This is a genomic window from Streptomyces roseochromogenus subsp. oscitans DS 12.976, from assembly GCF_000497445.1.
GTDB lineage: Bacteria > Actinomycetota > Actinomycetes > Streptomycetales > Streptomycetaceae > Streptomyces > Streptomyces oscitans.
The window spans coordinates 8,896,857-8,910,608 of record NZ_CM002285.1 but is presented as its reverse complement, the minus strand read 5'-3'; the positions used below and the strand labels follow the sequence as shown (position 1 = coordinate 8,910,608).

At 70.7% G+C, this 13,752-nt stretch carries 11 protein-coding genes and 1 pseudogene; 6 read left to right on the top strand and 6 right to left on the bottom strand.

Annotated features, from left to right (window positions below; genetic code table 11):
• Positions 1–337 (top strand): annotated as a pseudogene (locus M878_RS50020) (Cmx/CmrA family chloramphenicol efflux MFS transporter); the annotation flags it as partial.
• Between the two features lie 11 nt (positions 338–348).
• Here the strand turns inward: M878_RS50020 and M878_RS88260 are convergent.
• The gene (locus M878_RS88260) at positions 349–1,557 is read right to left on the bottom strand and encodes a membrane protein (protein ID WP_023553174.1); all 1,209 of its coding nucleotides are present in this window, start codon (positions 1,555–1,557) and stop codon (positions 349–351) included.
• 185 nt (positions 1,558–1,742) lie between these two features.
• On the opposite strand from M878_RS88260, the gene M878_RS88255 reads away from it, so the two are divergent.
• Complete coding sequence (locus tag M878_RS88255; RefSeq protein WP_023553173.1) at positions 1,743–3,197, top strand: glyceraldehyde-3-phosphate dehydrogenase; 1,455 nt, start codon at positions 1,743–1,745, stop codon at positions 3,195–3,197.
• 73 nt (positions 3,198–3,270) lie between these two features.
• Here the strand turns inward: M878_RS88255 and M878_RS88250 are convergent, their stop codons facing one another.
• The 3 genes from M878_RS88250 to M878_RS88240 form a co-directional block, all read right to left on the bottom strand.
• Complete coding sequence (locus M878_RS88250) at positions 3,271–5,172, bottom strand: collagenase (protein WP_037731212.1); 1,902 nt, start codon at positions 5,170–5,172, stop codon at positions 3,271–3,273.
• 255 nt (positions 5,173–5,427) lie between these two features.
• Positions 5,428–6,381 carry a LysR family transcriptional regulator gene (locus M878_RS88245; protein ID WP_023553171.1) on the bottom strand — a complete coding sequence of 318 codons (954 nt, stop codon included), beginning with the start codon at positions 6,379–6,381 and terminating at the stop codon, positions 5,428–5,430.
• A gap of 651 nt (positions 6,382–7,032) precedes the next feature.
• Positions 7,033–7,920, bottom strand: coding sequence for an NAD(P)-dependent oxidoreductase (locus M878_RS88240; protein WP_023553170.1), 888 nt, complete (start codon positions 7,918–7,920; stop codon positions 7,033–7,035).
• Positions 7,921–7,987: 67 nt separating this feature from the next.
• Between M878_RS88240 and M878_RS88235 the strand changes: the two genes are divergently transcribed.
• Positions 7,988–8,338: a winged helix-turn-helix transcriptional regulator gene (locus M878_RS88235; protein ID WP_023553169.1), complete on the top strand. Its 351-nt coding sequence runs from the start codon at positions 7,988–7,990 to the stop codon at positions 8,336–8,338.
• 141 nt (positions 8,339–8,479) lie between these two features.
• Here the strand turns inward: M878_RS88235 and proS are convergent, their stop codons facing one another.
• The gene (proS, locus tag M878_RS88230) at positions 8,480–9,892 is read right to left on the bottom strand and encodes a proline--tRNA ligase (protein ID WP_031227070.1); all 1,413 of its coding nucleotides are present in this window, start codon (positions 9,890–9,892) and stop codon (positions 8,480–8,482) included.
• 351 nt (positions 9,893–10,243) lie between these two features.
• Here proS and M878_RS95440 point away from each other — a divergent pair, with 351 nt between their 5' ends.
• From M878_RS95440 to M878_RS88215, 3 genes are all read left to right on the top strand, one after another.
• Positions 10,244–10,618 carry a hypothetical protein gene (locus M878_RS95440; protein ID WP_023553167.1) on the top strand — a complete coding sequence of 125 codons (375 nt, stop codon included), beginning with the start codon at positions 10,244–10,246 and terminating at the stop codon, positions 10,616–10,618.
• Between the two features lie 233 nt (positions 10,619–10,851).
• Positions 10,852–11,421, top strand: coding sequence for a TetR/AcrR family transcriptional regulator (locus M878_RS88220; RefSeq protein ID WP_023553166.1), 570 nt, complete (start codon positions 10,852–10,854; stop codon positions 11,419–11,421).
• 41 nt (positions 11,422–11,462) lie between these two features.
• A complete protein-coding gene (locus M878_RS88215) occupies positions 11,463–12,629 on the top strand; it encodes a GDSL-type esterase/lipase family protein (protein WP_031227068.1) in 1,167 nt (388 codons plus the stop codon).
• Positions 12,630–12,668: 39 nt separating this feature from the next.
• Here the strand turns inward: M878_RS88215 and M878_RS88210 are convergent, their stop codons facing one another.
• Positions 12,669–13,367: a class F sortase gene (locus tag M878_RS88210; RefSeq protein WP_031227066.1), complete on the bottom strand. Its 699-nt coding sequence runs from the start codon at positions 13,365–13,367 to the stop codon at positions 12,669–12,671.
• Positions 13,368–13,752 lie beyond the last annotated feature (385 nt).

Genomic DNA, 13,752 nt, shown 5'->3' with positions numbered 1-13,752 from the left:
GGCGGCCGACGGGGCCGCGCTGCTCACCGGCCGGCTGCTCGCTCGCCCCGGCGCTCCCGGCGTCCTGCTGGTGCCGGTGCTGGGCGCCCTGGCGTTCGGCGTCGGCTCGACGCTGATCACACGCATGCCGTACGAGGCGGCGGACGCCCCGTCCCTCGCGGGCGCGTCCGCGACGCCGGCGCCGAACACGGGCGCCGCCCTCGGTCCGGTGCTGGGCGGCGCCGCGATCGACGGCGGACTCGGCTACCGCGCACCGATCTGCGCCGGCGCCCTGCTGACGGGCTCCGCCGCCGTGGGCTGCGTACGACGGATCAGGCGGGAGCGGCAGCCCGCGTGACGTGCCGTGGCTCACAGCGGGGAGCGGGCCACCACCGCCACATAGGCACCGAACAGCAGGGATACGACGGTGAGACCGGCGTAGACGATCATGGCGTGGGCCGGCCGGACCCGCCAGGTCCGGGTCAGTGCGCGAGCCATGGGGATGAGGAGCGGGAAGGCCGGCAGCAGGAACCGCGGCTTGGAGGAGAAGGAGCCGGAGCCGCCGACCACGAGCAGGATCAGGACACCCGCGAAGACCACCAGGGCCAGCGGGGCGCGTTCCAGACAGAGCAGGGCGAAGAGCAGCACTCCGGCCGCGACTATGACCAGGGCCGCCGGGTAGACGACGCCTCCGCCGTGCAGCAGCAGGCCCTTCAGGAAACGCGCCGAGCCGAGACCGAAGTCGAACTTGGAGTCCCAGGCGCTCTGCACCTTGAAGTAGCCGCCGAGCAGATCGCCCGTCTGTCCGCCCACCCAGAGCACATAGCCGAGCCAGCCCAGCGGGGCGATGACGGCACCGGCCCACAGGCTCGCCGGTACCCGGCCGCGCTGCTGCCACGCCTCGTGGGCGGCGGCGAGGGAGACGGCCAGCGCGATCGCGAAGCCGCTCGGCCGGGACAGCCCCGCCAGCGCGGCCAGTGTCCCGGCCCACAGCCAGCGGCGCTTGAGCACGAAGTACAGGGACCAGATGGCGAGCGCGGCGAACAGGGACTCGGTGTAGGCGATGGTCAGTTCCACCGCGTGCGGCAGGGCGGCCCACAGGGCGACCAGCGCGGTGGCGACGCCGCGCCCGTAGAGGTGGTGGCCGATGACGTACACGCCGTAGGCCGCCACGCCCGCGGCGATCCAGGAGATGAGCAGTGCGGCCATGCCGGGGCTGAGCGGCAGGACCGTGCTCAGTGCCCTGATGAGTCCGGGATACAGGGGGAAGAACGCCCAGTCGCTCTGGACCGCACCCTCCGGGGTGATCCAGATGCGGTGGCCGTAGCCCTGGGCGGCGATGTGCAGGTACCACCGGGAGTCCCAGGAGTGGGCGAAACTTTTGAGCAGCGGATGGCCCCGGACCGCGTTGGTGAGGATCACCACGAGGACCCCGGCGACACGTACGGCCGCGAACAGGGCGAGGGCCCGTAGCGCCCCCTCGGGGACACCGCGCCGGGCGATCCGTGGCAGGACCGGGCGACGGACAACGGCGGACGGGGCGGCCGACTCGGGCCGGGGAACGGAAGAGGTGCTCACTCTTTTGACCTTGGGCACGCCAGGTAAGACGTGCAATTCGCGACCCGGGTTTCTTACGCACTTCCACCCCGATTCAGGAATCAGTCAAGGAATGGGTGCAAATCCCTTACCCCCCGCACCCCCGGAAGGAGCAGCTGAGAGGTGTGGTTACCATATGAGCGCTCCCTAGCTCGAAAGATGGATCAGTGACTGTCAACGACGACTCGTTCACCAACTGGAAGATCCGCGAGGAGATCGCGGAGTCGATGATCCCGCTCATCGGGAAGCTGCACCGCGAGCGGGACGTGACCGTCCTGCTGCACAGCCGCTCCTTGGTGAACAAGTCGGTGGTCAGCATCCTCAAGACGCACCGCTTCGCCCGGCAGATCGCCGGCGCGGAGCTGTCGGTCACCGAGACGATGCCGTTCCTGCAGGCCCTGACCGCCCTCGACCTCGGGCCCTCGCAGATCGACCTGGGCATGCTCGCCACCACCTACCAGGCCGACGACCGCGGTCTGAGTGTGGCGGAGTTCACGGCCGAGGCCGTGGCCGGCGCCACCGGCGCCAGCAAGATCGAGCGCCGTGAGCCGCGCGATGTCGTCCTGTACGGCTTCGGCCGCATCGGCCGGCTCGTCGCCCGTCTGCTGATCGAGAAGGCGGGCTCCGGCAACGGCCTCATGCTGCGGGCCATCGTGGTGCGCGGCGGTGGCGGCCGGGCCGCCGAGGATCTCGTCAAGCGCGCCTCGCTGCTGCGCCGCGACTCCATCCACGGCCAGTTCCAGGGCACGATCACCGTCGACGAGGCCAGCAGCACGATCGTCGCCAACGGCAAAGCCATCAAGGTGATCTACGCGGACGACCCGTCGTCCCTGGACTACACCGAGTACGGCATCCGGGACGCCATCCTCATCGACAACACCGGCAAGTGGCGCGACCGCGAGGGCCTGTCCCAGCATCTGCGCCCCGGCATCGAGAAGGTCGTCCTGACCGCGCCGGGCAAGGGCGACGTCCCGAACATCGTGCACGGCGTCAACCACGACACCGTCAAGCCGGACGAGCAGATCCTGTCCTGCGCCTCCTGCACCACCAACGCGATCGTCCCCCCGCTGAAGGCGATGGACGACGAGTACGGCGTGCTGCGCGGTCACGTGGAGACCGTCCACTCGTTCACCAACGACCAGAACCTGCTGGACAACTACCACAAGTCCGAGCGCCGTGGCCGCTCCGCGCCGCTCAACATGGTGATCACCGAGACGGGTGCCGCCTCCGCGGTCTCCAAGGCGCTGCCGGACCTCAAGGCGAAGATCAGCGGCAGCTCGATCCGCGTGCCCGTGCCGGACGTGTCGATCGCGATCCTCAATCTGCAGCTGGCCCGCGAGACCACCCGCGAGGAGGTCCACGACTACCTCCGCGAGGTCTCGCTGACCTCGCCGCTCAAGCGCCAGATCGACTTCATCACGGCGCCCGACGCGGTCTCCAGCGACTTCATCGGCTCGCGCCACGCCTCGATCGTGGACGCCGGCGCCCTCAAGGTCGACGGCGACAACGCGATCCTCTACCTCTGGTACGACAACGAGTTCGGCTACTCCTGCCAGGTCGTCCGGGTCGTCCAGCATGTGTCGGGCGTCGAGTACCCGACGTACCCGGCCACGGCGGTCTGACGCCCGTCGCCGCACGGCCGCGGCCGCCGACCGGGATCGCCGGTCGGCGGCCGTCGTGCTACGGCGCGTGCGCTCAGGCCTTGGCGGGCTTGGCGCAGGCGCCCTGGGCACACGCCGTGAGCCACTGGTCGAAGTCGGCGTCATAGCGGGTGCCGATGCCGTCGTGGTAGACGGCGTAGCCGCCGGCGTAGTCACCGACGCGGAAGCGGGCGAGCATGTTCTGGATGTCGTCGGGGTGGTTCTCGGCCATGTAGCGCACGGCGAGATAGCCCCACGGATAGGTGCGGATCACGTCACTGTTGTCGTAGGTGCTCTGCCACAGGGTGCTCAGCTTGTACGTGTGCTTGGCGGCCTCCTGGACGGCCTGGTCGTCGGCGATTCCCCGGTAGCTGTAGGAGACGTACTCGGCGAGACCCTCGATCCACCAGATGTCCGGCACGGTGGTCTCCTGGGCGAAGTCGCCCTTCATGTCGTCGCGGCCGTCGAGGAAGTGCGTGTACTCGTGGTTGAGGTTCCAGATCCGGGCCGTGAAACCGTCGTCGGAGTCCTTCTGGTACATGATCGACGTCACGTGGTTGGCCGGGTCGGACGGGTTGCCGTCCAGGGTCATGCCGCCGTTGTCGGTGCTGATGCCGTAGATGGCGCCGGCGTACGTCTGGTAGTCGGCGCGGCTGGCGAAGACGACGAGCTGGATGGTCGAGACGTACTGGCCGGGTATCGCGCCGTCGGCCTTCACCAGCCCGCGGAAGTAGGCGTCCTGGTGCAGCACGCTGGCGCAGGTGGCGTCGAGGTCCGCGTCCGTGAGGTCCTGGGCGAGGATGGTGTGGTCCGCGTCGCAGGAGTGGGTGATCGGCAGGGCGGCCGCGGTCAGCTTGGCGGGCAGGTCGCAGACGTCGTAGTACGCGCAGTCGCTGCCGTCGTAGGCGTTCGCCTGCGTGGCGACGGCGACCCAGAGCGCGGCCGTCGGGCCGGTGATCGCGGACTGGTCCAGCAGGTCCTTGGCGAGAGGCTTCACGGTCGCCTGGAGTTCCGGGTGCTCGACATAGCGGGCCAGGTTCATCCCGGCGTTGGAATCCAGGAAGGCCTTGTCGGTGCCGAGCAGGTCCGTGTGGTCCAGCGCGAATTCGTGCAGGGTGTCGGTGATCGACGGGTCCGCGGCGACCGCGGCGACGTAGTCGGGGTTCCAGTTGCCGCGCCACAGCGGGGTGTAGACGTCGTTCACCGCCCTGACCATGCTGTCCACGGAGTTGTACGGGCTGTCGTAATCGCTCAACAACCGCTCGTAGACCGGGAGATAGCGGCCCTGGACGTCGGCGCTGTCGGTGAGGATGACGGTCTCACCGAGGATGTCGCCGTTCACCGCCGTCACATCATTCGAGTGGGACCGGGCGAAGAAGGCGTCCAGGCCGGCCGTGACGGCCTTGGTGAGGCGGCTGCTGTACGTGCCCACGTCGCCGGGGTGGTTGAACTGCACGAAGTAGCCGGCTCGCAGGAACAGGACCAGCTGCTCCAGGCCGCCGGAGTTGTCGCCGCGGTACTGCCCGGCCGTGCGCGTGAACGCGGCCGCCACGGTGAGCATCTGGGACTGCTGGAAGACGTCGTGCGCGTCCTTGCCGGTGACCGAGAAGAGGGTGTTGACGCAGTCCGTGGTCGACGCCTTCACGAAGGCCACGAGGGCGGCTCCGCTGCGGCTGCCGAAGTCGCCCGGAGTGCAGGAGGCCGCCTTGGCAGCCTTGGCCGTCTTGCGGGCCGGGTGGGGCGACAGCGGCTGCAGGGGCGGGAGTTGGGCCGGGCTGAGCCGCCGGGACTGGCTCGCGGGACGCTCGGTGACGGCGGTGGTAGCACCGGTCGGCGACGGCACCGACACGTGTCCCGGAGGCGCGGGGGCGGCACCGGTGTGCGACTGCGGTGCCGCTGCCGCGGGCGTGGTCAGCAGCCCGGCCAGGGTGACACAGACGGCCGCGGCGCCGGCCATGCGTCCGACCGTACGAGGGTGTGTGCGGCCGGGTATGCGTCTGGGCAGCGCGAAGCGATTGCGCATCGGGATTCCTCCACGAAGGGGATGCGCCTCGGTGGGGTGTTGAGGCGTGTGAGGCACTGTCTCAGCGGGTCACCCACCCCAACAATGCCGTGTGACATAGCACATGGCATTGACCGCTCATAACATCGCGGAGGGTCTTTGACGCACCGTCATGGTCGTCGCGCTACCGTCGCGGGCAGGGCAACGTGACTACGCCCCGGTGACGCTCCAGGTGCGTGAGGCCCAGGCCCGCAGGTGGGGTGCCTGGGCGACGAGGTCGCGGTAGGCGGCCGTGGCGGACTGGGACAGGGCCTCCTCGACCTCCTCGGTGACGGTGTCGGGCCGCCAGGCCAGCACATAACGGCACCACAGCGGGGAGCCGGCCAGTGGCTTGACCACGACATGCGGGATCGGCCGCAGCGTCGGCTGGACGAGGGACACACCGAGGCCGTCGGCGATCATGCTCTGCAGCTGGGTCTGGTCGCCGAGGAACTCATGGACGGTGACCGGGGTGAATCCGGCCGCCGCACAGGCGTCGTAGAACACTCCGGGCCAGCCGGCCCCGTCGTCCGGGGTCACGAACCAGGCGTCCTCGGCCAGGTCGGCGAGCTGGACCTGGGCGCACTGCCGCAGCCGGTGCCGGGAGGGCAGGGCGACGAATGTCGGCTCCGTCACGATTCCGCGGTGCTTCACCGCGTCCGAGTGCCGCAGCTCCATGCCCGGATAGTCGGCGGCGATGGCCGCGTCCACCGTGCCCTCCTCCAGCAGTTCCACGATCCGCGAGGAGGCGTAGACGCTGGTGACCGCGACGGACAGGTCCGGCAGCCGGGTGCGGACCCGGGAGACCGTGCCGGACAGCATGGGCGAGTTGGTCGCAGCCACGCGCAGGGTACGGCGGGCTCGCGCGGCGGCCGGGCGATGGCCGATGGCGTCGGCACGGGCCAGCACGTCACGGGCCTGGGCGACGACCTCGGCGCCGTAGCGGGTCGGCCGCACTCCGCTGGTGCCGCGTTCGAAGAGCGGCTCGCCCAAGTGGCGCTCTATGCGCCGCAGTTGAGTGCTCACAGCGGGCTGCGAATAGCCGAGCTGTGCCGCGGCGCGACCCACGCTGCCGGCGTCGGCGATCGCGCACAGCACCCGCAGGTGCCGCAGCTCCAGCTCCATCGCGCCACTCCCCGTCTCGATCCACGGCCGACCCCGGGAGATCCCTTCACCTCGCCGGGAAAACCGGTGCTCACAGGCACCGCCGACCGTGGTCGCGGCCGGCGGACCGAAGCGTCGCATTACGCCGCGTCCTGCACAAGTCGCAGGTCCGCCGACCTCGGGGTGCCCTGTCGGCGTACGGGCCGGTCCCCTTCGTGGCGCGGCGCCTGGCATGCCCGTGCGCCCCATCAGCTCCGCACTCGCAACGGCTCCGCGCCCGCCTCACCTCCAGGACCCACTCGGATTCACGGCGCCAGACATCAGTTTCCGAGCCCGGACCGACTTCCACACCCGCCACACCTCCAAGACCCACTCGGACTCACGGCGCCAGACATCAGTTTCCGAGCCCGGACCGACTTCCACACCCGCCACACCTCCAAGACCCACTCAGACTCACGGCGCCAAGCATCGGTTCCGTGTCCGGATCGACTTCCGTGCCCGGCAACGGCCCATCCGGCCCACTCCGCCTCGCCCAGTCCGCCCCAGTGGTGCCTGAGCGTCACCTTCGCGGCTCATCCACCGAGTGCGGGCAAGACCGCAGGACAGGGCAGGGCCGTTCCGGTGCCGTGCCCCGCGCCCACGTCCCGCGACCGGGCCTGCCGGGCCGTCGTCTCACCGCCTGCCCAGTACCTCCGCGACCCGGATGAAGCCGTCCGTGCCGTGGCCGAGACCGATGGTGCGCCGGGCCATGCCTTCCACCGCGCGCATCACACCCGCGTCGACGCCGTGGGCCTCGGAGACCTCGACGACATGGGCCATGGTCGAGGCGGCCGAGGTGAGAGGGTTGATGGCCCCGGAGTAGGTGCCGTCGTCGGCGTCCCGCGCGAACTCCGCGAAGAGCGGGGGCAGGATCGCGCCGATGCCCTGCGCGAAGGGTGCGAGTTCGCCGGCGGTGACTCCCTCGGCCCGGGCGATCGCGACGGCGTGCGCATAGCCCGCCATCGCCGTCCAGAAGAGGTCGAGCAGCGCGATGTCGAAAGCGGCGGCGCGTCCGATCTCCTCTCCGAGGTGCATGTGCTTGCCGCCCAGTGCCTCCAGCACGGGCCGGTACTCCTCGTACAGGCCGCGCGGTCCGCTGTGCAGGAAGACGGCCTCCGGAGTGCCGATGCTGGGAGCCGGGGTCATGATCGCGCCGTCCAGGTAGCGGATGCCGTGGCCGGCCGCCCACTCCGCCGCCTTCCGGGCGCGGTGCGGAGTGTCGGCGGTCAGGTTCACGACGGTACGGCCCTTGAGGGCGCAGGTGACGGGCTCGGGGCGCAGGAGGGCGTCGACCGCGTCGTAGTTCACCACGCAGACCACGACAAGGTCACCGGCTGCGACGGCCTCCTCGGCCGATCCGGCGCCGGCCGCCCCCTGCTCGATCAGCTCCCGGTCCTTGCCCGGGGTGCGGTTCCAGACCGTGGTCCGCAGCCCTGCCTTGAGGAACGCGCCGGCCAGCGAGCGGCCCATCGGGCCGAGACCGAGCACGGTGACGGCAGGAAGATGCGTGGATGTGGACATGTTTCAACTCCCATATGGATAAGGAAATGTGGCCGTACGGCCTGATAGGGAACAGAAGAGGACACCGATGACACGCAGCCGCGCCCAGGATCCGAACGTCTGCGGAGTGACCGCCGCGATCGCCGTGATCGACGGCAAGTGGAAGACGTCCCTGCTGTGGCTGCTGGAGTCCGGCCCGCACCGGCCGGCCGAACTACGGCGCCGATTGCCGGGGTTGAGCGAGAAGGTGCTGACTCAGGCGCTGCGCGAGATGGAGGAGGACGGACTGGTGCACCGGGAGGTGTACGACGTGCTGCCGCCCAAGACGGTATACACACTCACCGGCTTCGGCCGCGACCTGTCCGAGGCCCTGGGCCCCGTATCCGACTGGGGCCACCGCCGCCTGAACCAGCTCCGTGAACGCGGCCAGACATCCTGACCCCGCACCCCGGCCACCTCCTCCCATCCCGCTGCCGAGCCTCTGACCTCGCAAGACAGCCTCTCCCGCCCGGCTACGGCTGCCAAGTACGCACAAAAAAGTGGGTGTGCGGGTGCACCGACCGCAGGCGTGCCCGCCCCGTCAATACGCCCGCGCCACGATCGCCACATTCCCCGGCTGGTCATCGCGTTCCGGGACCGTGCCGTCCGCCGCGACCAGGCACCGTACCGACATGCCCTGTTCGGCGAGTCCGGTCTCGCCCTCGGGGCCGAGCTTCGCCCAGGGGATGCGGGCCCAGCCGGTGGCCGCGGCCTCCGTGGCCTCCTCGATCGTGGTCGCCTCCGCCGTGCGGTCCTCGCGGCGCCGGCGGGACTGGGCCAGCAGCAGCGCCTGGTCGTCCTCCAGCACCCCGGGCAGCAGCGCGGCCAGTGCCCGGGCCGCGACCGGCTCCTTCGTGCCCGGGATACGGCGGACCAGTACGGCGGTGCCGTTCTCCAGGTCGCGCGGCCCTACCTCGATCCGTACGGGTACGCCCTTCAGCTCCCAGTCGACCGCGCGCCGGCCGAACGGCACGTCCGTGCGGTCGTCGACCTCGACGCGTACTCCCGCCCCCGTAAGCCGCTCACCGATCGCGCGGACCTCGGCCGGCACCTCCGGGCCGCCCTTGACGGCGATGACCACCGCCTGCACCGGGGCCAGCCGGGGCGGTACGCGCAGACCGTCGTCGTCCCCGTGCATCATCACCAGCGCGCCGACCATACGGGTGGTGGAGCCCCAGGAGGTCTGCCAGACGTACTCCTGCCGGCCCTCCCGCGACAGGTAGCGCGTGTGGAAGGCCTTGGCGAAGTTCTGGCCCAGCTCATGGCTGGTGCCCAGTTGGAGGGCCTTGCCGTCGCCCATCATGCCCTCCAGGGTGAGCGTGTTGATCGCACCGGCGAACCGCTCCCTGGCCGTCTTGCGTCCCGGTACGACGTCCATGGCGAGGACGTTCTCCATGAAGTCGGCGTACACGTTCCGGTGGATGCGCGCGGCGTAGTCGCGGGCCTCCTCGTAGTTGGCGTGGGCTGTGTGGCCCTCCTGCCAGAGGAATTCCGTCGTACGGAGGAACACGCGCGGGCGCAGCTCCCAGCGCACCACGTTCGCCCACTGGTTGATCAGCAGCGGCAGATCGCGGTAGCTCTGCACCCACTTCGAGAAGTATTCGTTGACGATCGTCTCGGAGGTGGGGCGGACCACGACAGGCTCCTCCAGCTCCTTGCCGCCGCCGTGGGTGACGACGGCCAGTTCGGGAGCGAAGCCCTCGACGTGCTCGGCCTCCTTCGTCAGATACGACTGCGGGATGAAGAGCGGGAAGTAGGCGTTCTGCGCGCCCGCGTCCTTGATCCGGACGTCCATCTCCTGTTGCATCCGCTCCCACAGGCCGTACCCGTACGGTCGGATGACCATGGTGCCGCGCACCGGGCCGTTGTCGGCCAGCTCCGCCTTGGCGACCAGATCCTGGTACCAGCGCGGGAAGTCGTCCGCCCGGGGGGTGAGCACGGGTGCCTTTGCCATGGTGGGCAGGCTAGGACGACCGGGCGCCGGTGCGCGAACCCATTCCCGACCCCTTGACCCACCCGTGGAGCGCTGTCACCTTTCTCTGCGCTGTGCGCACTGCTCGGCCCGGAGCCGTGGCGGGTGCGGTTCTGGGGTATCGGCAACGAGACCTGGGGCTGTGGCGGCACCATGCGTGCCGAGTACGTCGCCCGCCGAACTGTCCAGGCACCTCCGACCGTGGCGGGCTGAGAGGTGGCGACCGTGGAACGGCCCCTTCCCGACCGGCGGCTGCGGCCCCCGATGGGCTGAAACAGCTGGGACTGCTACGGCCCGACCGTCACCGAGGACTAGGTGCTCGCCGAGGACTAGGTGCTCGCCAACGCGGTGTTCCTGCGGGAGCGTCTGCTGGCGCACGGCTGGGACGCGGTGGTGGTGGACATCCAGTGGTACGAGCCGACGGCCCGTGCGCATGGCTACAACCCGGACGCGCCGCTGGTCCTGGACGCGTACGGCCGCCGGCTCCCGGCCCCGGACCGGTTCCCCTCCGCCGCCGGCGGGGCGGGCTTCGCTCCGCCGGCCCGGCGGATCCACTCGCTCGGGCTGCGCTTCGGGCTGCACATCGTGCGCGGCATCCCGCGCCGTGCCGTCGCCGCTCAACTGCCCGTCGCCGGAACGGGCTCACCGCCGACGAGATCGCCGACACCGGCTCGGCGTGCCCCCGGAACTCCGACAACTACGGCCTGAACCACGCCCATCCGGGCGCCCAGGCCTACTACGACTCCCAGGTCGCCCAATTCGCCGACTGGGGCGTGGACTTCGTCCAGGCCGACGACATGCTCTTCCCGTACCACGAGCGGGAGATCGCCGACGGCCGCCTCTAGTCCGCCCGGGACGCGGAGCTGAACCCTACACCACTCCGTCATTTGCCTAAAACATATAGGAGGCTACATAATCAGTTATGGAAGAAGGAGAAGAGCATGGTACGCGCAGGCCTGAGCACCGACCGTCTCGTACGGGCCGGTGCGGAGCTGGCCGACGAGGTCGGCTTCGAGCAGGTGACCGTGTCCGCGCTCGCCCGGCGGTTCGACGTCAAGGTCGCGAGCCTGTACTCGCACCTGAAGAACTCCCAGGACCTCAAGACCCGGATCGCGTTGCTCGCGCTGGAGGAGCTGGCCGACCGTGCCGCCGACGCGCTCGCCGGCCGGGCCGGCAAGGACGCCCTCACCGCGTTCGCCGACGTGTACCGCGACTACGCCCGCGCCCACCCCGGCCGCTACGCGGCGACCCGGCACCCGCTGGATCCCGAGGCGGCGGCCGCGAGCGCGGGCGGCCGGCACGCACAGATGACCCGTGCGATCCTGCGCGGCTACGACCTGGCCGAGCCCGACCAGACCCACGCCGTCCGGCTCCTCGGCAGCGTCTTCCACGGCTACGTCAGCCTGGAGCTGGCCGGCGGGTTCAGCCGCAGCGCCCCCGACTCGCAGGAGTCCTGGACCCGGATCCTGGACGCCCTCGACTCCCTCCTGCGCGACTGGCCCCACGCCTGACTCCCTTGGCTTCTCTTCTCTTCGAAACGCAGGCCGACACCATGCAGACCATCCCGCTAACCCCCGAACTCCTGTGCGGCGCACTGGACTTGGAGCGCACCGCGCACGGACTCCTGCCGCACCGGCTGCCGGCCCGCGCCCGCGCGCAGTGCGCCGATCCGCAGCTGGCCATGGCGGAGTCCCAGCCCTCCGGCGTACGGCTGGTCTTCCGCACCCGCGCGACCGTCGTCGAGTTGGACACCCTGCCGACCAAGCGGGTCTACGTCGGCGCACCGCCCCGCCCGGAAGGCCGCTACGACCTGGTCGTCGACGGCCGTCCGGCCGGCAGCGGCCGCGTCGGCGGCGGCCACACGCTCACCATCGACCTGACCACCGGCTCCGCCGCGCACCGGCCGGGCCCCGTCGGCACCCTGCGCTTCACCGGGCTGCCCGACACCGTCAAGGTCGTGGAGATCTGGCTGCCGTACGACGAGATGACCGAACTCGTCGCCCTGCGCACCGATGCGCCCGTCGAGCCCGTACCGGACCGGCCCGGCAAGGTCTGGCTGCACCACGGCAGTTCCATCAGTCACGGATCGGCGGCCGCGAGTCCGACCACCACCTGGCCGGCGCTCGCCGCGTCCCTCGGCGGGGTGGAACTGATCAATGTGGGGCTGAGCGGCAGCGCGCTCCTCGACCCGTTCACCGCGCGCGCACTGCGCGACACCCCCGCCGACCTGATCAGCGTCAAGCTCGGCATCAATGTGGTCAACACCGATCTGATGCGGCTGCGCGCGTTCGGTCCCGCGGTGCACGGCTTCCTCGACACCATCCGCGACGGGCGCCCCGACGTCCCGCTGCTGGTCGTCTCGCCGATCCTGTGCCCGATGCACGAGGACACGCCGGGCCCCACCCTCATGGACGTGTCCGCCCTGCAGGAGGGTCGGCTGCTGTTCCGTGCGACCGGCGACCCGGCGGACAAGGCGAGCGGGAAACTCACCCTGGGTGTCATCCGGGAGGAGCTGGCCCGGATCGTCCGCGAGCGGTCAACCGAGGACCCGCACCTGCACTACCTCGACGGCCGTGAACTGTACGGCGAGGCCGACTTCGGCGAACTGCCGCTGCCCGACGGCCTCCACCCGGACGCCGCCGCGCACCGTCGCATGGGCGAACGGTTCGCGGCGCTGGCGTTCACTCCGGGCGGGGCCTTCACAGACGGCGCCGCCTGAGCCGTACGGGCCTGGCTCACCCGACCCGTGCGGACCGGCTCACTCCACCTCCAGGTGAGCGAAGACCACGAGGTTGTCACTGTAGTCCTTCGCCGCCTTGTCGTACGGCCCCGCACAGGTGATCAGCCGGACCTCGGGGCGTTGGGCGTCGGCGAAGACGCGCTCGCTGGGGAAGCTGTCCTTGGCGAAGGTCTCGCTGTCGTCCACGACGAAGTCGGCATCGCGTCCGTCGGCGCGCTGCACGGTGAACTCGTCGCCGGGCGCCAGATTGTCAAGGTTGGCGAAGACGGCGGCGGAGGTCGTCGTGTCGAGGTGCCCGGCGATGATCGCGGTGCCGGTCTCCCCGGGCGAGACACCCTTGGCGTACCAGCCGACGAGGTTGGTGTCACCGGCCGGTGGCGGCTGGAGCGTACCCGAGGCGTCCATGGCCAGGGTGGTGAAGGGGGCGTCCACAGAGATCTTGGGGATGAGCAGGCGGGTCGGTTCGGATCTGGGCAGGTCGTTGACCACCGGGGGCGTGTCGGCTTTGAACGGGGCGCTCGCGCCCGCGTGATGGTGGCGCTGCGGCGCGCCGGCCCGGGAGGCGCGTGGCGTGTCATCCGAGCCGTGGTGGCTGCCGAACACGCTGACGACGAGGAGCACGATCGCCACGCCCCACAGCGTCAGCCGCCCACGGCCGGAACTCCGCCCGCCCCCCGGCGGTTCCGCGGGGATCGGGGAGGAGGGATCTGCTGCCATCGGACACCACCTCACTCGGGCACGGCAGCACGGGGATCAGGACAGGGGCGCCGATCACGTGGCCGGCGCGCAGGGAGTGACGTACAAGGGCGCCGGTGCGCGAGGACCGGCGCGGAGGGGTACGTACATGCGGGGCGGTCGCGGGGACCGACCGCCCGGCTGGGCGGGCCGCCGACGCGGTGGGCGCGTCGGCGGCAGCCGCAGCTTCTGGAAGGAGTGTCAGGTCAGGACTGCTGGCCGGCCCTCTTGCGACGCAGCACGTACATGCCGCCGGCACCAACGGCCAGGACGGCCAGGCCGCCCGCGGTGACGCCCGGAGTGGCGAGCGCGCCGCCACCCGTGTGCATACCGCCACGCGGACGGTCGTGGTCCTCACCCCGGCCGT

Coding starts and splice junctions, on each gene's coding strand:
- M878_RS88250 (WP_037731212.1), bottom strand. CDS start 5,172: ATGGCCGGCGCCGCGGCCGTCTGTGTCACCCTGGCCGGGCTGCTGACC.
- M878_RS88245 (WP_023553171.1), bottom strand. CDS start 6,381: ATGGAGCTGGAGCTGCGGCACCTGCGGGTGCTGTGCGCGATCGCCGAC.
- M878_RS88240 (WP_023553170.1), bottom strand. CDS start 7,920: ATGTCCACATCCACGCATCTTCCTGCCGTCACCGTGCTCGGTCTCGGC.
- M878_RS88235 (WP_023553169.1), top strand. CDS start 7,988: ATGACACGCAGCCGCGCCCAGGATCCGAACGTCTGCGGAGTGACCGCC.
- proS (WP_031227070.1), bottom strand. CDS start 9,892: ATGGCAAAGGCACCCGTGCTCACCCCCCGGGCGGACGACTTCCCGCGC.
- M878_RS88220 (WP_023553166.1), top strand. CDS start 10,852: ATGGTACGCGCAGGCCTGAGCACCGACCGTCTCGTACGGGCCGGTGCG.
- M878_RS88215 (WP_031227068.1), top strand. CDS start 11,463: ATGCAGACCATCCCGCTAACCCCCGAACTCCTGTGCGGCGCACTGGAC.
- M878_RS88210 (WP_031227066.1), bottom strand. CDS start 13,367: ATGGCAGCAGATCCCTCCTCCCCGATCCCCGCGGAACCGCCGGGGGGC.